The sequence below is a fragment of the Neorhizobium turbinariae genome, assembly GCF_023223505.1.
Classification (GTDB): Bacteria; Pseudomonadota; Alphaproteobacteria; order Rhizobiales; family Rhizobiaceae; genus Neorhizobium; species Neorhizobium turbinariae.
Genome location: NZ_JALPRY010000018.1, coordinates 225,822 through 248,349 on the forward strand (window position 1 = coordinate 225,822; position 22,528 = coordinate 248,349).

24 protein-coding genes are annotated in these 22,528 nt (G+C 61.4%); 8 read left to right on the forward strand and 16 right to left on the reverse strand.

Annotation, left to right across the window (positions count from 1 at the left end):
- The first annotated feature begins 6 nt into the window (after positions 1–6).
- The 3 genes from M0654_RS17050 to M0654_RS17060 all read left to right on the forward strand — a co-directional run bounded on the left by M0654_RS17050 (position 7) and on the right by M0654_RS17060 (position 3,279).
- Entirely contained in the window at positions 7–855 is an 849-nt protein-coding gene (locus tag M0654_RS17050; protein WP_248684122.1) for an MOSC domain-containing protein, read from the forward strand.
- A 177-nt stretch (positions 856–1,032) separates the two neighbouring features.
- Positions 1,033–1,932, forward strand: coding sequence for a DMT family transporter (locus M0654_RS17055; protein WP_248684123.1), 900 nt, complete (start codon positions 1,033–1,035; stop codon positions 1,930–1,932).
- A gap of 105 nt (positions 1,933–2,037) precedes the next feature.
- Positions 2,038–3,279, forward strand: a complete 1,242-nt coding sequence (locus tag M0654_RS17060) for an MFS transporter (RefSeq protein WP_248684124.1) — start codon at positions 2,038–2,040, stop codon at positions 3,277–3,279.
- A 3-nt stretch (positions 3,280–3,282) separates the two neighbouring features.
- Here the strand turns inward: M0654_RS17060 and recO are convergent, their stop codons facing one another.
- Positions 3,283–4,035 (reverse strand): DNA repair protein RecO, encoded by a 753-nt coding sequence (recO, locus tag M0654_RS17065; protein ID WP_248684125.1) that lies wholly within the window; start codon positions 4,033–4,035, stop codon positions 3,283–3,285.
- A 182-nt stretch (positions 4,036–4,217) separates the two neighbouring features.
- Between recO and M0654_RS17070 the strand changes: the two genes are divergently transcribed.
- Positions 4,218–4,613 carry a hypothetical protein gene (locus M0654_RS17070; RefSeq protein WP_118851476.1) on the forward strand — a complete coding sequence of 132 codons (396 nt, stop codon included), beginning with the start codon at positions 4,218–4,220 and terminating at the stop codon, positions 4,611–4,613.
- Between the two features lie 86 nt (positions 4,614–4,699).
- Here the strand turns inward: M0654_RS17070 and era are convergent, their stop codons facing one another.
- From era to M0654_RS17100, 6 genes are all read right to left on the reverse strand, one after another.
- Positions 4,700–5,638: a GTPase Era gene (gene era, locus M0654_RS17075; protein WP_118851475.1), complete on the reverse strand. Its 939-nt coding sequence runs from the start codon at positions 5,636–5,638 to the stop codon at positions 4,700–4,702.
- A gap of 10 nt (positions 5,639–5,648) precedes the next feature.
- Positions 5,649–6,362: a ribonuclease III gene (gene rnc / locus M0654_RS17080; RefSeq protein ID WP_390920606.1), complete on the reverse strand. Its 714-nt coding sequence runs from the start codon at positions 6,360–6,362 to the stop codon at positions 5,649–5,651.
- Positions 6,362–7,111 (reverse strand): signal peptidase I, encoded by a 750-nt coding sequence (gene lepB / locus M0654_RS17085; RefSeq protein WP_118849093.1) that lies wholly within the window; start codon positions 7,109–7,111, stop codon positions 6,362–6,364. Before lepB ends, rnc begins: the two co-directional genes overlap by 1 nt.
- A gap of 102 nt (positions 7,112–7,213) precedes the next feature.
- Positions 7,214–7,618, reverse strand: a complete 405-nt coding sequence (gene acpS / locus M0654_RS17090) for a holo-ACP synthase (protein ID WP_118849092.1) — start codon at positions 7,616–7,618, stop codon at positions 7,214–7,216.
- Positions 7,619–7,776: 158 nt separating this feature from the next.
- Positions 7,777–7,932, reverse strand: coding sequence for a DUF3563 family protein (locus tag M0654_RS17095; protein ID WP_118849091.1), 156 nt, complete (start codon positions 7,930–7,932; stop codon positions 7,777–7,779).
- A 101-nt stretch (positions 7,933–8,033) separates the two neighbouring features.
- On the reverse strand, positions 8,034–8,636 hold the full coding sequence (locus M0654_RS17100) for a DedA family protein (protein ID WP_248684126.1): 603 nt from the start codon (positions 8,634–8,636) through the stop codon (positions 8,034–8,036).
- Between the two features lie 214 nt (positions 8,637–8,850).
- Between M0654_RS17100 and M0654_RS17105 the strand changes: the two genes are divergently transcribed.
- Positions 8,851–10,296: a phospholipase D-like domain-containing protein gene (locus M0654_RS17105; protein WP_248684127.1), complete on the forward strand. Its 1,446-nt coding sequence runs from the start codon at positions 8,851–8,853 to the stop codon at positions 10,294–10,296.
- A gap of 15 nt (positions 10,297–10,311) precedes the next feature.
- Here M0654_RS17105 and M0654_RS17110 read toward each other — a convergent pair whose 3' ends face one another.
- Positions 10,312–12,540 carry a RelA/SpoT family protein gene (locus tag M0654_RS17110; protein WP_118849089.1) on the reverse strand — a complete coding sequence of 743 codons (2,229 nt, stop codon included), beginning with the start codon at positions 12,538–12,540 and terminating at the stop codon, positions 10,312–10,314.
- A 127-nt stretch (positions 12,541–12,667) separates the two neighbouring features.
- On the reverse strand, positions 12,668–13,081 hold the full coding sequence (gene rpoZ, locus M0654_RS17115; protein WP_118849088.1) for a DNA-directed RNA polymerase subunit omega: 414 nt from the start codon (positions 13,079–13,081) through the stop codon (positions 12,668–12,670).
- A gap of 293 nt (positions 13,082–13,374) precedes the next feature.
- Between rpoZ and M0654_RS17120 the strand changes: the two genes are divergently transcribed.
- Entirely contained in the window at positions 13,375–13,950 is a 576-nt protein-coding gene (locus tag M0654_RS17120; RefSeq protein WP_248684128.1) for a LabA-like NYN domain-containing protein, read from the forward strand.
- A 24-nt stretch (positions 13,951–13,974) separates the two neighbouring features.
- Here M0654_RS17120 and M0654_RS17125 read toward each other — a convergent pair whose 3' ends face one another.
- The 5 genes from M0654_RS17125 to dapA form a co-directional block, all read right to left on the reverse strand.
- Positions 13,975–14,955, reverse strand: coding sequence for a lysylphosphatidylglycerol synthase transmembrane domain-containing protein (locus tag M0654_RS17125; RefSeq protein WP_248684129.1), 981 nt, complete (start codon positions 14,953–14,955; stop codon positions 13,975–13,977).
- Between the two features lie 62 nt (positions 14,956–15,017).
- On the reverse strand, positions 15,018–15,320 hold the full coding sequence (locus M0654_RS17130) for a WYL domain-containing protein (protein ID WP_248684130.1): 303 nt from the start codon (positions 15,318–15,320) through the stop codon (positions 15,018–15,020).
- 52 nt (positions 15,321–15,372) lie between these two features.
- Positions 15,373–15,786 (reverse strand): DUF3830 family protein, encoded by a 414-nt coding sequence (locus M0654_RS17135; protein WP_390920613.1) that lies wholly within the window; start codon positions 15,784–15,786, stop codon positions 15,373–15,375.
- Positions 15,787–15,788: 2 nt separating this feature from the next.
- Complete coding sequence (gene smpB, locus M0654_RS17140; protein ID WP_118849083.1) at positions 15,789–16,265, reverse strand: SsrA-binding protein SmpB; 477 nt, start codon at positions 16,263–16,265, stop codon at positions 15,789–15,791.
- A 101-nt stretch (positions 16,266–16,366) separates the two neighbouring features.
- Positions 16,367–17,251 carry a 4-hydroxy-tetrahydrodipicolinate synthase gene (dapA, locus tag M0654_RS17145; RefSeq protein ID WP_248684131.1) on the reverse strand — a complete coding sequence of 295 codons (885 nt, stop codon included), beginning with the start codon at positions 17,249–17,251 and terminating at the stop codon, positions 16,367–16,369.
- Between the two features lie 435 nt (positions 17,252–17,686).
- Between dapA and M0654_RS17150 the strand changes: the two genes are divergently transcribed.
- Both M0654_RS17150 and M0654_RS17155 read left to right on the forward strand, forming a co-directional pair.
- Complete coding sequence (locus tag M0654_RS17150; protein ID WP_390920622.1) at positions 17,687–19,663, forward strand: lytic transglycosylase domain-containing protein; 1,977 nt, start codon at positions 17,687–17,689, stop codon at positions 19,661–19,663.
- 182 nt (positions 19,664–19,845) lie between these two features.
- On the forward strand, positions 19,846–20,163 hold the full coding sequence (locus M0654_RS17155; protein WP_118849080.1) for an oxidoreductase: 318 nt from the start codon (positions 19,846–19,848) through the stop codon (positions 20,161–20,163).
- A gap of 95 nt (positions 20,164–20,258) precedes the next feature.
- Here M0654_RS17155 and M0654_RS17160 read toward each other — a convergent pair whose 3' ends face one another.
- Together M0654_RS17160 and M0654_RS17165 are read right to left on the reverse strand one after the other, a co-directional pair.
- A complete protein-coding gene (locus M0654_RS17160; protein ID WP_118849079.1) occupies positions 20,259–21,272 on the reverse strand; it encodes a porin in 1,014 nt (337 codons plus the stop codon).
- Positions 21,273–21,437: 165 nt separating this feature from the next.
- A complete protein-coding gene (locus tag M0654_RS17165) occupies positions 21,438–22,508 on the reverse strand; it encodes a porin (protein ID WP_248684132.1) in 1,071 nt (356 codons plus the stop codon).
- Positions 22,509–22,528 lie beyond the last annotated feature (20 nt).

The window sequence follows — 22,528 nt, forward strand, 5'->3', positions numbered from 1 at the left end:
CCCGGCATGCGCGTCGCGCAATTGAACTTTTACCCCCTGAAGAGCGGACGCGGGATCTCCCTCACCCAGGCGCAGATTGCGCCGGAAGGCATTCCCGGCGACCGGCGGATGATGCTGGCCGAACCGAACGGCATGTTCGTCAACCAGCGCGACATGCCGGTGCTGGCGCAGCTTGAGGTGTATCCGCAAGACGATGGCTTCCGTTTTGCCATGAGCGGCAAGGGTGAGTTCCGCGTCGCAGGACCGACGCCCGACAGGCGCGCCGATGTCGAGGTTTGGAAGACCATCGTCAATGCGGCGGTGGCGGATGCGCAGACCAACGCCACCCTTTCGTCATGGCTAGGGCGCGAGGTGCAGCTTGTGTTCTTCGACGAGCAGGCCAAGCGGACGGCGAGCGCGGAATGGGCGGGACCGGACACCCCTGTGACCTTTGCCGATGGTTACCAGGTGCTCGTCACCACGACCGGCTCGCTGGCAGGTCTTAATGCCGACATGGAAAAACATGGCGAAGGATCGGTTGGCATGGAGCGTTTTCGCCCAAATATCGTGATCGACCACCCCGAGCCCTTCGATGACGACGAGTGGGAGGCGATCGAGATTTCCGGCGTCCGCCTGGAGTTCGTAAAACCCTGCTCCCGCTGCATCATGACGACGCAGGACCAGGTGACCGGATCGCGCGATGTGCCGAGCCCGATGCCGGCAATGGGTCGCGTGCGGATGTCGGCAGACCGGCGCGTGCCCGGCGTCCTGTTCGGCTGGAACGCCGTGCCCCGCTCCACCGGGCTGATCAAGGTCGGCGACGAGGTAACGGTTCTCGGCCGCCGCGACGCATGGCCGATCAAGCAGCGGGCTTGAAACAAAGCCTCGTGCCAGAATGTTAGCGCCAAACGCATGGCTGCTATTCCGAATCAGTGATTGCGGCAAACACGTCACTGCAGCCAAAACGGACGGGCGATCCACCGCCCCTCCAGTCCCTCCGCACCACGACCAACGGCCATATGGCCGTGGTCGCGCCCGAAAGATGACTGCCTCATGACACCTCGGTCCACCGGACTCCTCTTCGCGCTGACGGCGGTGACCATTTTCGCAGTTCAGGACGGGATCTCGAAGCACCTCGGCACCGCTTATCCGCCGATCTTCATCACCATGATCCGCTACTGGGCCTTTGCAGGCTTTGCCATATTTCTTGCCGGCCAATCATCAGCGGGCATCCGCAAGACCGCGGGTGCAAACCGGCTGTGGCTGCAGATTTCCCGCGGCGTGCTGCTCGCCACCCAGATCGTCATTTCGATCTTTGCCTTTTCGCGCGTCGGCCTTGCGCAGACGCATACGATCTTTGCCGCCGCACCGCTTGTTGTCGCCTGCCTGTCGGTGCCGATCCTCGGCGAAAAGGTCGGCTGGCGGCGCTGGACGGCGATCGGCATCGGCTTCATCGGAATCCTGATGATCATCAACCCGCTGCAGGCGAGCTTCGATGCCAAGATCATCATCCCGATCGTCGGCACGGTGATGTTTGCGCTGTATTCGGTGCTCACCCGGCTTGCCAGCCGTAGCGACAGTGCCGACACCGCCTTCTTCTATACCGGCGTGGCGGGTGCTGCGGCGATGACGCTGGTCGGCCCCTTCTACTGGTCGCATATCACGTTCGGCGACTGGTTCTGGATGCTGGTGCTGTGCATGACCGGCATGTCGGGCCACTGGCTCCTCATCCGCGCTTATGCCGTGCTCGATGCGGTTGCCGTGCAGCCGATGTTCTACGTGCAGACTGTGCTCGTCTGCATCATCGGGGTGATGCTGTTCGGCGAGGTCATGACGCTGAACATGGTGGCCGGCTGCGCGGTGGTGATTGCGGCCGGCATCTTCACGATCTGGCGCGAGGCAAGGCTCGGTCGCAAGCCGCATGGCAAGGTGGATCCACCCGGCACGCCGTGATCGGTTGTGCACGCTCCATCAAAAGCGGTGATGGATAGCTTGAGGAAAAGTCGTTTTCCCGATAGCTGCCGGCGGAGTATGATCCGGGCGCATCAGGAGGTTCCCATGCCCATTTCCAAATCCCCGGCAAGCCGCACTTCAATGCCCTGGCTGATCATCATGTCCGGCGCCTTGATCGCCATGCTGACTTTCGGGCCGCGTTCGGCCATGGGCTTCTTCCAGCTTCCCATGCTGCAGGATACCGGCTGGGACCGCTCAACCTTCGGTCTCGCCATGGCAATCCAGAACCTTGCCTGGGGTCTCGGCCAGCCGTTCTTCGGCGCGCTTGCCGACAAATACGGCACTGGCCGCGTGCTCACCTTCTCGGGCGTCCTGTATGCCGCGGGACTTCTGCTGATGTCGACGGCGCATTCCGTGCCGATCCTGTATCTGTCGGGCGGCGTCATGGTTGGGCTTGCCGTCGGCGCTGGCTCCTTCGGCACCATTCTTTCGGCCTTTGCCCGCAACGTGACGCCGGAGCAGCGCTCGCTTGCCTTCGGCATCGGCACAGCCGCGGGCTCTGCCGGCATGTTCCTCTTTGCACCGCTCAGTCAGGCACTGATCAGCGCCTATGGCTGGTCCGACAGCCTTGTGGTGATGGGCTTCATGATGCTGCTCGTGCCGCTGCTTGCTTATCCCCTGCGCGGCAACTCGCAATCCGGCACCCAGTCGAAGAGCGAGGTGCAGCAGACGATGGGCCAGGCGCTGCGCGAGGCCTTCAGCCACCAGAGCTACCTGCTGCTGACCTCCGGCTTCTTCGTCTGCGGCTTCCAGGTCGCCTTCATCACCGCGCATTTCCCGGCCTATCTCGGCGATATCGGCATCGACGCGCGTTATGCAGTGATCGCCATGGCGCTAATCGGCTTCTTCAACATCATCGGCTCGCTCGGTGCCGGCGTGATCGGGCAGCGCTACTCAAAGCCTTATTTCCTCGCCTACATCTATATCGGCCGCTCGATTGCCGTGACTGCCTTCCTGCTGTTGCCGCAGACGCCCTTCTCCGTCGTGGTCTTTGCGATCGTCATGGGCCTGCTGTGGCTCTCTACCGTGCCACCAACGAACGGGCTTGTTGCCATCATGTTCGGCACCCGCCACCTTGGCCTCTTGGGCGGACTGGTGTTCCTGTCGCACCAGGTGGGCTCTTTCCTCGGCGTGTGGATGGGTGGCGCGCTCTACGACCGCTTCGGCTCCTATGATCCGGTCTGGTGGCTTGGCGTGGCGCTTGGGCTGTTTGCCGCGATCGTGCACTGGCCGATCAAGGAAAAACCCGTCGATCGGGCACCGGCGAAACTGCAGCCGGCGGAGTAATTCTCAGCCCGCCTGCCGATCCGGCTTCTGCGACAAGGCTTTCAACGCCGCCTGGACAAAACCGTCCCGGGCGGCGTTTTCCGTCAGGCCCCGCGGTTCATAGACGTGCCGGTGCAGGAAATGCCCGGTAAGGCGGAATGCGGCGGCCATGCCATCGCGATCGGCGGCGCGGGCGGCCCCTTCGGTCAGGAAATCCGGCAGGGCGAGCATCCGGTCGGCATAAGGCGCCCCGGCGTCCTTCGAGACGGCGCGGCCGCTTTTCGGCGAGACGTAAACGAGGCTGTCGCGCCGTCCGGTTGCCGCGCATTCGGTCAGGTCGAGGCCGAAGCCGAGGTCGTTCAGGACCGCAAGCTCGAAGCGCACGAAAAGCTCACCGGCATCGGCCGGATCATCCAGGGCTTCGAGAATGACATCCAGCGCCTCGAACAGATGCGGGTGCGGGTCCCGCTCCGGCAGGAGCCGCAACAGAGCGCCCATGGCCTGGACGCCATAAACGGCGGTCGCGGTCTCAATCAGTTTCGCAGCACGCAGGCGGACCGGTTCCAGCTTGAACTCTCCCAGGTGCTCGTCGAGCCGGGCGCGCCAGACGGCTTCAACGCGGTTGCCTGCCTGCAGGACCGGCTGCATGGCGCGCGAACGCCCACCGCGAACAAGCCCGAGATGGCGGCCGCGGGTGCGCGTCATTACCTCGGCGATGACGCTCGTCTCGCCATGGCGTTTGACGCCGATGATGATTGCCTCATCCTGCCACTGCATGCGCCGCTTCAACATCCTTCCAAGATGATTCAGTTCTAGCCGATAAGTCGTTCAGGCTGAATCGGTTTCTGCCAATGGGCGTGATCCGTAATGTTCCAAATATCTGTCGCTGGGCTGGAACAAATTCGCTTCTGCCGCAATTTCCCTGCGCATCGGACGATTACCAGATCTGGGGAGACTTCATGAGAACCGCCGTCACCATTGCCGCCTTAGCCGCAGCCCTGCCCGCAGTCATCCTGGCGGCGCCGCCGGCGGCCGCACAATCCGCGCAGCTTGAACAGGCCTGCGTCATGGTGGCGAAGAATTTCCTGCTGATCCCGACGATCAAGACCGGCGTCGTGCAGTCGTTTCCCGAACTGGACCCGCCAGGCGCAAGGCTGACTTATTCCACCCGCGAGGACGCCAAGCCGACCGACTTCAACAACGAGGTGGAATGCGAGTTCGACAAGGCCCAGCCGCCGTTCAACCTGTTGCGCTTCTGCATCTCGAAAACCTGCTACGGCCCGAACGAAGCCGAACAGGAAAACCGTCGCCGGTACCAGGAAGTCAAGGCGCTGATGGACCGGCAGAAGAAGTGATGTAAGGCACGTTCGGGGGCGCCTGCCGCCCCCTGCTCCTGCGATCGATCAACTGGCTCGATCGCTGCTGCCTCGCGGCAACTGGCTTACCCCTTGGGGAAATCCAGTCCCATCTCGCGGAACCGCTCCGGATCATCGCCCCAGTTCTCGCGAACCTTGACGAACAGGAAGAGGTGCACCGGCTGCTCGAGGATCTCGGCCAGTTCCTTGCGCGACGCCGTGGAGATTGCCTTGATCGCCTCGCCGTTCTTGCCCAGCGCGATTTTCTTCTGGCTTTCACGCTCGACGTAGATCACCTGCTCGATGCGAACAGACCCGTCCTTGCGCTCTTCCCACTTTTCCGTCTCGACATGGCTGGCGTAGGGGAGTTCCTGGTGAAGACGCAGGAAAAGCTTTTCGCGGGTGATTTCAGCGGCAAGCTGGCGCATCGGAAGATCCGAGATCTGGTCTTCCGGGTAATACCACGGGCCTTCCGGCAGCGTTTCGGCCAGATAGTCCATCAGGTCGTCACAGCCCGAGCCATTGGTGGCGGAGATCATGAAGGTGCGCTCAAAGGCGACGGACTCGTTTGCGGCTGCCGACAGCGCCAGCAGGTCTTCCCGCTTCACCTGGTCGATCTTGTTGAGGACCAGGATCTTCGGCTGCGGCACTTCCTTCAGGCCCTGCAGGATCGCTTCCGCATCCCCGCGAAGGCCGCGCTCGCTGTCGATAAGCAGCATGATGAAGTCGGCATCCTTGGCGCCGCCCCAGGCAGACGTCACCATGGCGCGATCGAGCCTGCGGCGCGGCTTGAAGATGCCGGGCGTGTCCATGAAGACGATCTGCGCGTTGTTGTGGATGGCGATGCCACGCACAATGGCACGCGTCGTCTGCACCTTGTGGCTGACGATCGAGACCTTGGCGCCGACGAGGCGGTTCATCAGCGTCGACTTGCCGGCGTTGGTCGGACCGATCAGGGCCACGAAACCGGAATGGGTCGCGCCGGCTTCTGCTTCTTCGCCCGCGATGTGTTCTTCGTCGCTCATGTGTTCCATTTCATTCTTCGGCGGGCTTCTGCCACACACCTTCACGTTCTAGCATTTTTGTTGCGGCAACCTGTTCGGCGGCACGCTTGGAGCGATCGACGCCGGTTTCCGGCTCCACGCCCGTCACCTCCACCGTGACAGTAAAGCGCGGGTCATGGTCTGGCCCCGAACGGTCGTCTACGCGGTAAGCAGGCGTCAGGCCGAACCTAGCATGCGCCCATTCCTGGAGCTCGGTCTTGGCATCGCGCCTTGCACCATCGGCCCGGGTTGCACGCTCGCCCCAATGTTTCAGGATGAAGGCGCGGGCCGCTTCCAGCCCACCATCAAGATAGAGCGCTGCGATCAGGCTTTCCACAACATCGGCGCGGACGTTCATCATCCGCTTGCCGGTGAGCTTTTTGACATCCGCGCCGGTGCGGATGAAGCGGTGCAGTTCCAACTCGTCAGCAATCTCGGCGCAGCTTTCTGCGCTGACCAACTGGTTGAGGCGCACCGAAAGTTCCCCTTCGGCGGCAGCGCGGAAGGTCCGAAACAACAGCTCGGCAACGCAAAGGCCGAGAACACGATCGCCTAGGAACTCCAGCCGTTCGTAGTTGCCGGTCTTGGCAGCACCGGTGCTTGCATGGGTCAGGGCGCGGTCGAGCCATTGCTTGTCGGCAAAGCTATGGCCGATCACCGATTCAAGCTGACCGCGTTCCTCTGCCGACAGCGGCTTCGTTTTCATCAGTGGACGCCTTTGAAGATCCGGTCCCAACGCATGTTGGTCGGCCACTTCCAGATCTCGCGGAACGAGGTGTCGTTGCCAAGCGAGAAGAAGATGACGCTGGCGCGACCGACGAGGTTTTCAGCAGGCACCATGCCGACGTCAAAGCGGCTGTCGAGCGAGTTGTCGCGGTTGTCGCCCATGAAGAAGTAATGGCCTTCCGGCACGACGAATTCCTGGGTGTTGTCACCGCGCGAGACGGGCGAATGATCGAGCGTGTCGTAGGTGACGCCGTTGTCGAGCGTTTCGCGGTAGACCGGCACGTTCGTGCCCGGATCAAGCGCGTAATCGGAGGTGAAGGTGCCGTCGACGACCTTCGGCACGGCCTGGCCGTTGACGTGCAGCACACCGTTGATCATCTGCACCTTGTCGCCCGGCAGGCCGATCAGGCGCTTGATGTAATCGATGTCGGGGTGGCTTGGCAGGCGGAAGACGATGACGTCACCGCGCTTCGGTTCGCTGAACTGCAGGATGCGGCCCGAGAACAGGTTCGGCGAGAACGGCATGGAGTACTTGGAGTACCCGTAGGCGAACTTGTTGACGAAGATGTAGTCGCCGACCAGCAGCGTCGGCATCATCGAGCCGGAGGGGATGGTGAAGGGCTGGAAGAGGACGGTGCGGATCACCATTGCCAGCAACAAAGCCTGAATAATGACCTTGATGTTTTCCCAAAGGCTGTTCTGCGACTTCGTCTCGGCTCTGTCAGACACGTTCCGTTTTCTTTCTATCGTCAGCGGCGTGCCGCTTTCTAAACCCTTCGCAAAGCCGCGGCAATGGCTCATCCACCGCTTGGCTCCGGACGCATGGTCGCGTCAGCCAGCGCTTGGCCTTGCTTCAATGACAACGAAGGCCTGTGCATACGGGTATTCGTCGGTGATGGTGACGTGGATGAAGGCTTCGTGACCGGCCGGCATCATGGAGGCCAGCTTTTCGCCCGCGCCATTGGTCAAGACCATGGTGGGCTTGCCGCTGGGCAGGTTGACGACGCCCATGTCCTTCCAGAAGACGCCTTGAGCGATACCGGTGCCAAGCGCCTTGGAGCACGCCTCCTTGGCGGCAAAACGCTTGGCATAGGAGGCGGCGCGGTTCTGCCGGCGATCGGACTTGTTGCGTTCGATTTCGGTGAAACAACGGTGGGTGAAGCGTTCGCCGAAGCGCTCGATCGATTTTTCCACGCGACGGATATCGATCAGGTCGCTTCCCATGCCGATGATCATGCATTCTCCTGCGTCTTGCCAATCAGCATCAGGTGTGTGCTGAAGGGCTGGACGTCAAGCGCTTCATGCGGCGTTTGCCGCACGGCTCACAGCAAATGAGCGGCAGGGAGGCATCGGACCCGAACGGGAACGTCCGCGTACGTCAGTTATAAGCCGGATCAGAAACCGGTCTTGCGGAACAGGCCGCGGTCGATCTCGCGCATGCGGTATTCGAGGTCCACGCGGTCGCGGGCTTCGTTGAGATAGGCCATTTCGCGATCCTGGAACGAGGGGGCGCGGAAGGCACGGGCAAACTTGCGAACAGTGTCAAACATCTTTCTTCTTTCTCTTCTTTTGCACTGCAGCAATATACGATCGGACGGCCCGCGTTACCAACGCTGGCAATGCCTGTCAGCCCTGCATCCAGAGCATGGCATCAACTGGTATGCGGCTTGAAAGTGATCACCCGGTAGGCATAAGCGACAACGATGATGACGAAGATGCCGGTCGAGATCGGGTCGACATAGTCCTTCACCACCTCGTAGGCCTGGCCGAGCCCGTAGCCGGCGAAGGCGAGCGCTGCCGTCCAGATGACGCTGCCGACTGCGGAATACAGCAGGAACTGCCAGAACGGCATCCGGGCGATTCCGGCCGGCACGGAAATCAGCGTGCGCACCGTCGGGATGAGGCGACCCACAAGCACCGACAGGCGGCCGTGGCGACGGAAGCGTTCACCCGCCGTTTCGATATCTTCCGGCGACATGGTAACCCACCGACCGTGGCGGGCGGCGAAGGATTTGAGCCGCTTCTCTCCGAGCATGCGGCCCAGGAAATACCAGGGGATGATGCCGAGCAGCGACCCAACCGAGCCGGCCGCAACGACGGCAAAGATGCTCATGTCGCCTTGGGTGGAAAGGTATCCGGCAAGCGGCATAATGAGCTCAGAGGGGATCGGCGGGAAGATGTTTTCAAGGAACATCAGGAGCGCGATGCCGAAAACGCCGAACTGCTGCATCATGGAATGAACAAACCCTTCCATCGGCTCAGGTCCTCTGTTCCATCCGACGACGGAGATGGCTCGGTCGGCGGGCGGCGCATGCGGCATCTATAGTGGTCATTTCGACATCCTTCGCGACAGATGAGCGCATAACTCGCTCGCCGGAAGAAGGATGCATGATCGGTGTTCCAGCCATCTCGACCGCCGCGCACCCTCCCCTATATGTCCATGCTCATAGCTTCAGTTGGACGGACACATGACGACGGTACTTGTGGAAGGCGAGACGTGCTGGCGGGTGCGGCAGGCGGATCGGGCAAGCGTCATCATAGATGCGGCCGACTTCTTCCGCTATGCGCGAGACGCGATGATGCGGGCGCAGAAGTCGATCTTCATGATCGGCTGGGATTTCGACACACGTATAGATCTTGTGCCGGGCGAAGACGAGGACGAAGCGCCCGAGAAGCTCGGCAAATTCCTCAACTGGCTGGCGGACCAGCGCAGCGAACTCGACATCCGCATCCTCAAATGGGACATCGGCCTGATCAACTCGATCACGCGCGGCGAGACGCCCTTCTATATCCTCAGCTGGATGTTCTCCAAGCAGGTGCGCCTGAAGCTTGATGGCGCGCATCCGCCGATGTCGGCACATCACATGAAGCTGCTGGTGATCGACGACCGTGTGGCCTTTTGCGGCGGCATCGACATGACCATCGGACGCTGGGACACGCGCGACCACCTGGCGCATGACAAGCGGCGCCGCTCGCCCATGGGGTTCGCGCAAGGGCCGTGGCACGACGCGACGACCTGCGTTTCGGGACCTGCGGCCGCCATGCTGGGCGAGCTTGCGCGGGTGCGGTGGGAGCATGCAACGCATGAGAAGCTTGAGCCGGTGGAGGCCGCATCCGACCCCTGGCCGCGCGAGCTCGAGGTGGAATTCCGCGACATTGAGATCGGCATTGCCCGGACATTGCCGGAATATGAAGACCAGCGGCAGGTCTGCGAGATCGAGGCGATGAAGCTGGCGATGATCCGCAACGCCAAAAAGTGGCTCTATATCGAAAGCCAATATTTCGCCTCCCGCACGATTGCCGAGGCTATCGCCGAACGGTTGCGCGAACCGGATGGTCCGGAAGTGGTAATCATCAATCCCGAGGGCGCCGATGGCTGGCTCGAAGCCAAGGCCATGGATACGGCCCGCATCCGGCTGATGAAGCTTGCCCGCGAGGCCGACGTCCATGACCGGTTCCGGCTGCTTTATCCGGTGAACGATGCCCGAAAGCCCATCTACGTCCACGCCAAGATCATGATCATGGACGACCGCGTGCTGAAGCTCGGATCCGCCAACCTCAACAACCGGTCGATGGGCTATGACACCGAATGCGACATCATCATCGAGGCGAAACCCGATGATGATGCAACGGCAGCACAGATCATGGCCGAGCGAAACGATCTCCTGGCGGAGCACCTGGGCTGCAAGCCGGCCGACATTGCCGCCGAGATGGAAAAACACGGCTCACTGATCCGCGCGATCGACAGCCTCAACCGGCAAGACCGTCGCGGGCTGGTTGCTGTGCCTATCCGCGAACTGACGGCAGACGAGGAACTGCTGGCCGAGTCCGACCTCGCCGACCCCGAGCGGCCCTCTGGCGTCAGGAACCGCATGACGGGTTACATGCGCGGCAAGCGTTACCGCCACGCGTAGTGTGCCATTCTGCGGCTAGTCGTAGACCCGCCGCAGGTTAGCGACGCAATCAAGCTCCTTCAGGTGGCTCAGGAGCTGGTTCAACTGCCGCAGGTCCCAGACCTCGACTTCCATCGTCAGTTCCGAGAAGTCGGCGGCGCGGTTGCTGCCCATCGCGAGCGAGCGGATGTTGATGTCGAGCTGCCCGATCGTCTGGGCGACGGTGGCAAGCGTCCCGGGCTCGTTGATGGTGTTGACCTCGATCTTGACCGGGAAGCGCGACTTGTTCGCCTCGTCAAGATCCCAGCGTACGTCGATCCACCGCTCCGGCTGGTCATCGAAATGCTGCAGCGCCGGCGCCTGGATCGGGTAGATGGTGATGCCCTTGCCTTCATCCATGATGCCGACGATGCGGTCTCCGGGCACGGCGCCGCTTGGGGCAAACTGCACGCGAATATTGCCGCTGAGACCGCGGATCGGCAGCGGATCGGGACCCGCTTCCGCCTCTTCCGGCGTGATGCGGCGCTGGTTCGGCAGCTTGAACACCATGCCGGAGGCATGCTGCATGTTGAACCAGCCATCGTCTGTCGACGGTTTCACCGTGACGCGCTCATCCTTGTAGTCCGGGAAGACAGCGCGCAGCACATCAAGCGAGGACAGTTCGCCACGACCGACCGCAGCGATCGCGTCTTCCACGTCCTTGTGGGCGAGCCGATGCAGGGCGGGCTTCAGCGTTTCCTTGGAGAACACCTTGCCGGCGCGCTCGAAGGTGCGCTCCAGGATGCGGTGGCCAAGGCCGGCATACTGCTTGCGGATGGCCATGCGGGTGGCACGGCGTATGGCCGAACGCGCCTTGCCGGTGACGACGATTTCTTCCCAGGCCGCCGGCGGCACCTGCACGCCGGAGCGGATGATCTCCACCTCGTCGCCGTTGTTGAGGCGGGTGACGAGCGGCATGATGCGGCCGTTGATCTTGGCGCCAACCGTGGTGTCGCCGATATTGGTGTGGACCGCATAGGCGAAGTCGATCGGGGTCGCACCGCGCGGCAGTGCGATCAGCTTGCCCTTCGGGGTGAAACAGAAGACTTGGTCCTGGAAAAGCTCGAGCTTGGTGTGCTCGAGGAATTCTTCCGGATTGTCGCCTTCGGCGAGTGCCTCAATCGTGTGCCGCAGCCAGGAATAGGCGCTCGATTCGCGCGGCAGGAGTTCGCCACCCTTCACCGCTCCGCGACCATCCTTGTAAAGCGCATGGGCTGCGATGCCGTATTCGGCGATTTCCTGCATCAGCTGGGTTCGGATCTGCAGCTCGATACGCTGGCGGGAAGGACCGACGATCGTGGTGTGGATCGAGCGGTAGTCGTTCTGCTTCGGGTTAGAGATGTAGTCCTTGAAGCGGCCCGGGACGACGCGCCAGCGGGTGTGGACGATTCCGAGCGCCCGATAGCAGGACGGAATATCGCCAACGATGATGCGGAAGCCGTAGAGGTCCGAGAGTTGCTCGAACGACAGCGACTTCGACTGCATCTTGCGGAAGATCGAATACGGCTTCTTCTGGCGGCCCTTGACCGCTGCATCCTGCAGGCCGTTCGCGACCAGCAACTCGCGCAGCTCATCCTCGATCTTCTTGATCAGCCCCTCGTTGCGGGCTGAAAGATTGGCAAGCCGCTGGGTGACGGTCTCATAAGCTTCCGGATTGATGTAGCGGAAGGACAGGTCCTCCAGCTCGTCGCGCATGTCCTGCATGCCCATGCGGCCTGCAAGCGGCGCATAGATATCCATGGTTTCTTCGGAAATGCGCGCCTTCTGCTCCGGCTTCATATGGTCGAGCGTGCGCATGTTGTGCAGGCGGTCGGCGAGCTTGACGAGAAGCACGCGCACGTCGTCGGAGATGGCGAGCAGCAGCTTGCGCAGGTTTTCCGCCTGCTTGGCCTTTTTCGACACAAGGTCGAGCCGCTTGAGCTTCGTCAGCCCTTCGACGAGGCGCCCGATGTCTTCGCCGAACAGTTCGTCGATCTCGGCGCGGGTGGCCGTCGTGTCCTCGATCGTGTCATGCAGCAAGGCGACCGCGATCGTCGACTCATCGAGATGCATTTCGGTGAGGATGGCGGCCACTTCCAGCGGATGTGAGATATAGGGGTCGCCGCTGGCGCGCTTCTGTTGGCCATGCTTCTGCATGGCATAGACATAAGCCTTGTTGAGCAGAGCTTCGTTGGCGTCGGGCTTATACCTCTGCACCCGCTCGACGAGCTCGTATTGCCGCATCATCCTGAAAAACGTCCTCGGTACCGGGTCGTACGAAAAGAAAATGGCGCGCCGATCCTTTGACCGACGCGACCATTATAAAACATCCAGCCAGATTAGGGCGAGAGGATGAACGAAACTTTGCTAACGCTTAGTAGTCGTCGCTCTTTTCCGGCGGCACGAGACCTTCGATGCCGGCCAGGAGCTCTTCTTCCGACATCTGGTCGAAGTTGATGGTTTCCGGAAGGTCGTCTTCCTCGTCGCCACGGTCGGCGCTGGTCACCGCGCCGGCATTGGAGGCGATGAGCGAAGCCGGATCGGGCTCGGGCTCGTCCACTTCCACATGCTTCTGCAGCGAATGGATCAGGTCTTCCTTCAGGTCGTCCGGCGACAGCGTCTCATCGGCGATCTCGCGCAGCGCGACGACCGGGTTCTTGTCATTGTCGCGGTCGATGGTGATGGCTGCACCCTGGGAGATCTGGCGAGCGCGGTGGCTCGCAAGCAGGACGAGTTCGAACCGGTTGTCGACTTTGTCGATGCAATCTTCTACTGTGACACGGGCCATTGCCTGTCCTTTGGGTCATTGATTTTCGGAATTGATCTGCCCGATACAGCCATTGCGCGGCAAATTCAAGTTTTTCCTGAAAACTGACGTTTGCCAAGTCCGGCGGCGGGTCTTTGTGTGGAGGACACGAGTTTCAACCCACGGCTGCTTGGATTAAGTTGAATGCTGCCATACATGACGTTTATATAATCAGTTCGTAATGTAGATGAAAACTCGAGGTTGAAGCGCAACTTACCCCAGGTTTCGCCCCACCTCCTCTGCATAGCAGAACGAATAAATGGGATGGAGACCACATGTTCGACCCAAGAGAGAAGATTGCTCTCTTTATCGATGGCGCAAACCTCTACGCCGCTTCGAAAAGCCTCGGCTTCGACATTGACTACCGGAAATTGCTGAAGGCCTTCCAGAAGCGCGGCTATCTGCTTCGGGCATATTATTACACGGCTCTCATCGAAGACCAGGAATACTCCTCCATCCGTCCGCTGATCGACTGGCTCGATTACAACGGCTACAAGGTGATTACCAAGCCCGCCAAGGAGTTCACCGACTCCATGGGGCGCCGCAAGATCAAGGGCAACATGGATATCGAGCTTGCCATCGATGCCATGGAACAGTCCGAGACCGTGGACCACCTGGTGCTGTTTTCCGGCGACGGCGACTTCACCACGCTTGTGGAAGCGCTGCAGCGCAAGGGTCGCAAGGTGTCCGTCGTCTCGACCATGGCTACCCAGCCACCGATGATCGCCGACGACCTGCGACGCCAGGCCGACCATTTCATCGATCTCGTGTCGCTGAAGGCCGAAGTCGGCCGAGATCCCGCAGAACGCCCACCCAAGCCGGCAGAAAGCTCCGAAACCACCGACGCGTGAGCGTCCGGGCTCCGCTTCTCGCCCTTAGCCGACAGCTGCCGGCTGCTTGGCCATGGCATGGCTGTCGATGCTGCTGCCGTGGCCGGACCGGCTTTTACGTGCCCGGAAAACGGCCTCGACGATCAGCGCCAGCGGCAGGCCGATAAAGAACGGGATGAAGAAGTAGATCACCCGGAAGGCGACGAGCGAACCGATCGAGGCCTGGTCGCCCATCACATGCCGAACCGTGGCCTCCATGACGCCCAATCCGCCCGGTGCGTGGGTGATGATGATGGCCAGATTCGCCAGCACAAACGCGGTGGCAGCCTTCAGGTAGCTCACGTCGGCACTCGCAGCCATGACCTCCCGCAGGCAGGCCGAAACGAGGGCGAAGTTGATCGTGCCGATGACTACCTGGGCGATGGCGATCTTCAGCGTCGGCATTTCGAAGGTCCAGCCGCGGATCTTCAGCGGCGCGCGGACGAAGGCTGCAAGCGCCAGGTAGCCAGCGGTGGCCAGGAGGCAGGCGACGCCGATGCCGATGACGGCCGCTTCGCTGAGCCGCAGGACCGATGCCGCATCCGATGGATTGATGACCATGACGATGCCCGACAGGACGGCCATGCCGATGCCCACCGTGACACCCGAAAGGAGCACGATCTTGGCCACATCTTCGGTGTTCATGCCCCAGTGCGCGTAATAGCGATAACGTAGCGCGCCGCTGCTCAAGCCCGAAAGGCCGACGCTCTGGCCGATCGACAGGGCGATGAAGGATGCCAGTCCGATCTTCGGGTAGGCCAGGTCGTTCTTGACGTAACGGACGCCCGCCCAGTCAAAGCCTGACAGGCAGACATAGGAGCCAAAGGCGAACAGCAACGCCATCAAGAGGTTTGAGACGGGAATGGCGGCGACGGATTCGACAATGTCGGAAACCGAATACTCCCGGAAGGTATGATAAAGCAGGTAGCCGGCGGCACCGAGGCCGATGACCAGCGTGACATAGGTAAAGATTTGCTTTCGAGACATTGCCCACCGCCCGAGGAAACAAGGGTGAGCATCAACGGCGGGAGGCGGTATTTGTTCCTGGGTCAGTCGCGCGGCGGTTTGTCGATGCGGTTGAGGATGCGCGAGAAGGCAGGATCATCCGGATTGTAGCCGGGTGCGGTGCCGTGGAAGCGCTGCTTCGTTCCGCTGAGCTTGCGGATGTCGTCGAGGTGGAAGAGCCGCCATCCCTGCCCTGTTCCCGAAACCTGCCAAGCGCTCAAGGCGAGTTGCGCGTCTCCGACGATGCCGAAGATATGCGGCCGGACCTTTCGCTCGACATCCTTGTAGCGAAGCTCCAGCACCCTTTGGTGCTGGATCGCATCTGCAATGACGTCCGGATAGGCCATGCTTCACCTCCGGCATTTCAACGTGCGAATGCCGGAGAAGGTTCAGGAAAGGTCAGAGCGCCTCGAAGCTGATTGGCTTGGCGCCCTTCCAGAGCACCATCTTGCCCATTTCCTCAAGCTGCTCACACCCCTCGGTGATGGTCAGGAAGTGGTTGCCGGCGAGCGCGCCCATCTTGCTGGCTAAGGACGAGCTGCCATAAGCGAACAGGAGCTCGGTTTCGCTGTGGCCGCCGGGATAAAGCAGGATATCACCGCGCGACGGATGGCAGGTATGGTTTTCGAACCCGGCGCCGAACTGGAAATCGCCGAGCGGGACCCAGACCGCCTCGCCGCTCCAGCGCGAATGGATGACCTGATTGCGGAACGGCAGGAAGCTCTGGAAGATGCGGCAGGTCTCTGGCGCATTCTGCAATTCGAAGCGGGCGGTGAAGGCGAAGGGGCCAACGGTGATGCGCAGATTTTCCAAGATCAGTTCGCCTTCAGCAGTCGCGATTTCTGGCGGTTCCAGTCGCGTTCCTTTTCCGTCTCGCGCTTGTCGTGCAGCTTCTTGCCCTTGGCAAGCGCAAGCTCCAGCTTGGCACGGCCCTTTTCGTTGAAATAGATCTTCAACGGCACGAGCGTCATGCCTTCGCGGTTGATCGCCGCGCGCAGGCGGTTGATCTCGCGCTTGGACAAGAGCAGCTTGCGGCGGCGGCGCGGCTCGTGGTTGAAGCGGTTCGCCTGCAGGTATTCCGGCAGGTGCGAGTTGATCAGCCAGATCTCATCGCCCTCGTCGGAGGCGTAGGATTCCGCGATGTTCGCCTTGCCTTCGCGCAGCGACTTCACCTCGGTCCCGGTCAGAACCAGTCCGGCCTCGTAGGTATCGATGATCTCGTAGTTGAAGCGGGCCTTGCGGTTTTCCGCGACAACTTTGTTCACCGTGCGCTGGCTGCCTTTGGGTGCCATGACTTCAAAATCCAATCCGCCCTTAAACAACAGCCCCGCCCATGGGCCATGGACGGGGTGCCTTATCTAATGCGTGGATGGGGAAAAGTGAAGCTTTCGCGTCAGTTCAGCAGGCCGGCGTGACGCAGGGCGGCGTCGATCGCGGCTTCCGTAGCGGGCTCCAGCGTAGAGATGAGCGGCGAGCGCACGGTACGGTTCATGCCGCGCGTCTTGTGCAGGCCGTATTTCGCGCCGCAAAGGCCAGGCTCCATGAAGATCGCCTTGTGGAGCGGCATCAGGCGGTCCTGATACTCGAGCGCCTTGGCGAAATCACCGGCGAGCGTGGCCGCCTGGAATTCGGCGCAAAGGCGCGGTGCCACGTTGGCCGTGACCGAAATGCAGCCGACGCCGCCATGGGCGTTGAAGCCGAGGGCGGTCGCATCTTCGCCTGACAGCTGGATGAAGTCCTTGCCGCAGGTGATGCGCTGTTCGGAAACGCGCTCGATCTTGCCCGTGGCATCCTTGACGCCGACGATGTTCTTGTGCGCCTTGACGAGCGCGCCCATGGTTTCCGCGCTCATGTCGATTACCGAGCGCGGCGGGATGTTGTAGATGATGATCGGCAGGCTGGTCGCTTCAGCAATCGCGCCGAAATGGGCGATCAGGCCCTTCTGCGTCGGCTTGTTGTAATAGGGTGTCACGACCAGCAGGCCATCGGCCCCGGCCTTTTCAGCATGTTGCGCGAGTTCGATCGCTTCGCGGGTGTTGTTGGAGCCGGCGCCGGCGATGACCGGGACGCGCTTCCTGGCAACCTCGATGCAGAGTTCGACGACCCGCTTGTGCTCGGCATGGCTCAGCGTCGGCGACTCGCCGGTGGTGCCGACCGGCACCAAGCCGCTGCTGCCTTCGCTGATCTGCCACTCGACATGTGCCGCAAAGGCATCCTCATCGACCGCGCCGCTATCGTTGAACGGCGTGACCAGAGCGGGCATCGATCCCTTGAACATTCCTTAACTCCCGTCGGCAGTGTTCATTCTGCTGCCGCAATCTATGATTATGAGGCTCTCCGTGAACAGAGAAAAGGTGCGACATGCCCGCTCTGTTTGGAAGTGCCTGAGGTCGCGCACCATAAAGCGACGGCCTTGCCGCGACAAGCGCGGCCACAGGCGATTTATCACGGAATCTGCTTAAGATTCTGCTTGTTTTCAGAATGTGGTAACCTTTGGTTAACCTAGCGGGCGGCTAAGTAGGGGGACGATATTTCTATCGCGAGATACCGGATGTACAGGCCACTTCTGACTGCGGCCTCCCTGGCGTTCGCTCTTGGGTCGGCGACCATGCATGGCCACGCGACGTCCCTGCCGGACAGCGTGGCAACGCCGCTTCCCTTCGCGCGGCCGGACAACCCGGCCAAGAGCATCGAAGACGCCGTCGCAGCGCCAATGTCTGCGGCCATGCCGGTGCCCGACCACCCGAATGCGACCGGCTCCATTCCGCCGACGGAACCGGATGGCTCCTTGCGCACCGGCCGGCTTCCCGTCGCACCCGAACTGAAAGCCGCGCTCGACGCCATCTCGTCAGGCGATGTGCGTTCGGCTATCGCCACGCGCAACGGGCTTGCGGAAGGTTCGCTCGACCGACAAATCCTCACCTGGGCGATTGCGAGCTCCGGCGCTTTTGGTGTGACCTCGGACGAAATCGAGAAGGCGCAGCGTGAGCTGAAAGGCTGGCCGCCGCTGAAGAACCTGCGCACGGCGATTGAACACGCACTTTACTGGGAAAGTCCGCCGGCCGCGGAGGTAATCGCGGCCTTCCAGAGCCAGGAACCGGTGACCACTGATGGTTCGATCCTGCTTGCACGCGCCTACCAGACCGCCGGGCAGGCTGACAATGCGGGCAGAACAATCCGTCGTTTGTGGCTTTCGGAAAGCTTCGAGAAGCGCACCGAAGACCGGATCATCAAGGAGTTCGGCTCGCTCCTGACAGCCGCGGACCACCGCGGGCGGATGGACTTCCTGATGCACAAGGCGCGCGCATCACAGGCAAAGCGCTTTGCGGAGCTTGCCCAGGCCGAGCCGATCTACAAGGCATGGCTGGCCGTCATCAACAACGCGAAGAACGCACAGATCCTGCTCGACGGACTTGAGGCAAGCGCCAAAGCGGACCCGGCGGTACTGTTCGCCCGGGTCGAGCTTCTGCGCCGCCAGGACAAGTACGAAGAAGCCGCTGCCCTCTTGGAAAAGGCGCCGCGCGACGAGGCCAAGCTGATTGACACCACCGAATGGTGGAACGAGCGGCGCATCGTGGCCCGCGGCCTCGCCGACCAGGGTGATTATCGCCGCGCCTACAAGATCGTGGCCGACTATGTCTCCTCGTCGCCGACGGATATCGTCGATGCAGAATTCCATGCCGGCTGGTACGCGCTGCGCAATCTCGGCGAGCCAGAGAGGGCTGAAAAGCACTTCCGCAAGATCCTCGAGACGTCGAACCGGCCCCTGTCGGCCTCACGTGCTCTCTATTGGCTCGGTCGTGCAGCCGAAGCTGGGGGGCCGGGTGATGCCAAGGACTTCTTCACGCAGGCGGCTCGGTATTCGGGCACCTTCTATGGGCAGCTTGCGAGCGCCCGACTGAACCTCAAGACGCTCGACGTCTCCTACCCGACGCCCACGAAGCAAGACCGCGACAGCTTCGAAAACCGCGAGCCGGTGCGTGCAATCGCTCGGCTGGAGTATGCGGGGCATACCAAACTTGCCGGCGCTCTTTACCGTGCCTTGGCGGATGAGCTTACGAGCCCTGGTGAACTCGCCATGCTCGCATCTCGCGCCGAGAGCCAGGACAATCACGCTCTGTCGCTGCAGATCGGCAAGACCGCTTTCGGTCGCGGCATCGACGTCGCCGCCCTCGCCTACCCTGTCGGCGTAATCCCGACGGGCGCGAATATCGAGGGCTCCGGCATGGCGCTGGCTTACGCGATCGCGCGGCAGGAAAGCGCATTCAACCCGGCCGCTGTTTCTCCTGCCAATGCGCGCGGGCTGCTGCAGATCCTGCCGGCAACCGCACAGGGTGTCGCGAAACGCCATGGTCTCGGTTACGCGCCAGCCAAGCTGACGACGGATCCGGGATACAATGCGACGCTCGGCGCCCACTACCTTGGCGAACAGATCGACGCCTTCGACGGATCCTATATCCTCACCTTCATTGCCTATAATGCGGGGCCGAGACGTGTGTCCGAATGGATCGCCCGTTACGGCGATCCGCGCGGCAAGGAGATCGATGAGGTGATCGACTGGATCGAACGCATCCCCTTCCCCGAGACGCGCAACTACGTGCAGCGGGTGATGGAAAACTACCAGGTCTACAAGACCCGACTCGGCCAGGATGCTGACATCGAAGCGGATCTCAGGTTTGGCCGGAAGTAGCCGCCCTTATCCGCCGACCGCCGCTTCTCCTCGCCTGACTCCCGTTATTCCTTCGCGCCCGCACCTTCGCAAGTGGAGAAGACGTCTCGCTGCCGCTGAACAAAAAATAATCAACCTGCCTGAACATTTTCCGCGATTCGTTGTTTGTGGGTTGCAGAACACTCACAAAGAAGGAACGGCAGATGATCAAACTTCTTACAGTTGCGGCACTTTCACTCGGCCTTGCGACCTCGGCCATGGCACAGTCCGGCGGCGGAAGCTCGGACTCCGGGTCGGACTCCGGCTCCAATACCGGTGCTGCAAGCGGCAGCTCGGGCACTGGCGGTCCAACTGGCGGCAATACCGGTACGGACCAGTCCGCAACCGGTGCTACGAACTCCGGAGCCGCGGAGTCGAATGGTGCCAATGCTGGCTCCAGCTCCAACAGTGGCTGCGCCGGCTCGCCGGCAACGGCCTCTTCGCCAAACGCTGCTGCTTCCACGCAGGCTAACTCCTGCTGACAAGCACTATAACGGCTGAACCTTAAGGTGGCCGGACATGAAAAAGGCCCGCCGGGAAACCAGCGGGCCTTCTTTAGATGGAGGTCGAACTTCGATTAGAAGTCGCGCTGCAGGCGGACGATGCCACGAACGCTGTCGTCGGTACCGTTGTCGACATAGTCCACGGCAACCTTGGCAGCAAAGTTGTCAACGATCTGGTAGTTGACCGTTACGCCAGCGCCCCAAGCGTCGTCACCGTAGAACTCGCCGTCGGCATCAACCTGGGTGTTCCAGATGTACTGAGCTTCCGGGATGATTTCGAGCTTGTCGGTTGCCTTGAATGCGTAGGCAACAGCAACGGTTGCTTCGCCAGAGCTGTAGTAGACGTTTTCGCCGCTGGAGTAGACGCCAGCGAGGTAGAACGTGCCCGGGCCAGCTGCAACGGAAGCGATACCACGAACGGCACCTTCTTCAGCACCGAAATCCCAGGAACCCAGAACTTCGAGCTTGGCTGCGCCGAGAGCGGCCTGAACAACGGCTTCAACGCCAACTTCCTGACCGCTGGCGCGGGACAGTTCGTCAACCTGGATGCCAGCCGTGAAGGTGTCGCCGGTGTAGACGTAAGCGATCGAGTTCAGACGGTTCGAACCGAGGTCATCGAGTTCGCCCGGCAGATCGTTGGCATCCCACCAGTTCCAGTAACGACCGATCTTGAAGCCACCGAGTTCGATGTAGGCTTCGTTGATGTAGGCGTCGTTGGCGTTGCTGGACCAAACGGTGTCATCACCGTAGTCGAAGCGGACGGAAGCGACGGAGGTCAGCGTGCCGAGTTCGGTGTCGCTCTTAGCCGTGAAGTCGAGCTGTGCACGAGCATAGGAGTCCCAGTCGCTGGTGCCGGTCGTGCCAACATAGGCGTCTTCACCGAAGCCGACTTCGAAACGGACATAACCGCCGACCTTCAGGCAGGTTTCGGTACCGGGAATGTAGAAGTAGCCGGTGCCGAAAGCGTCGCAAACGCGAACGTATTCCATGGGTTCCGGCTCTGCAGCGATGATCGCGTCAGCAGCCTGAGCGCCCGAAACTGCTGCAAGCGCAGCAGCGGAGCCGAGAAGAAGGCTCTTGATGTTCATTAACGTGACTCCAGTCGTTGGAAATCTCAAAGGAAAAGGAAAAACAAACAAATAAAGGCCGCACTTGCAGCCCCCACCCTAAGTCTTCCGCCCCCGAATACGGGTCATTATGACCCTTGTTATAAGAAGGCCCTCCCGGCAGAACCGGGAGAGCCAGCAGTCAGATTAGAACGTACGGTCGAGACGGATGAAGCCGTCGATGTACTCGTCGCCCGGAACTTCGTTGTAGTGAACGTGCGTCTTCAGGTTCAGGCCCTGCGTGATCGCGTAGTCCAGGGTCAGACCAGCGCGCCATGCGTCGTCACCAGTCCAGTCGCCGTCAGCGTCGACTTCCGTGTTCCAGATGTAGGTAACACCTGGGGTCAGGGTCAGCTTGTCGGTGGCCTTGATCGCGTAGGACGCAGCAACAGCCCATTCGCCGCGGTCATAGTAAGCCTGCTGAACGTCGCCGAAGCCGGACGACCATACAACAGCGGCCTGCAGCGTGCCCGGGCCAACAGCAGCGGAAGCGAGGGCGCGGATTGCACCTTCTTCAGCGCCGAAGTCGTACGAGCCGAGGAGGTCGAATGCGAAGCCACCAAGCTTGGTGGAGATCAGAGCTTCGAGACCGAGGTCGTTGTTGTCAGCGCGGGACAGTTCGTCGAGCTGGATACCAGCCGAGAAGGTGTCGCCGGTGTAGACATAAGCTACCGAGTTCATACGGGTCGACAGAGAAGAAGCGATCGTGTCGCTTTCGCCGTTCAGGCCCTTATCCCACCAGTTGAAGTAACGACCGATCTTGAAGCCGCCAAGTTCGATGTAGGCTTCGTTGATGTAAGCGGTCGTGCCAACAGCGTCCCAGGTCGAGTCGTTGCCGTAGTCCCAACGGAGCGAAGCAACAGACGTCAGGGTGCCGAGCTCGGTGTCGCTCTTAGCCGTTACGTCGAGCTGTGCGCGACCGGTGAAATCCCAGTAGTCGTCTTCGCCAGCAACCGGGTAAACGCCCGAACCAGCCGAACCGCCGTAAGAGCCGATCGGACCACGCTGGCCAGCCTGGATTTCAACGCGAACCAAGCCGCCGATCTTGAGGCAGGTTTCGGTGCCCGGGATGTAGAAGTAGCCGGTGCCGAAAGCGTCGCAAACGCGAACGTATTCCATGGGCTCCGGTTCTGCAGCGACGATTGCGTCGGCAGCCTGAGCGCCGGATACTGCTGCGAGGGCAGCAGCGGAGCCGAGAAGAAGGCTCTTGATGTTCATTTTTGACCTCCAGTCAAAGT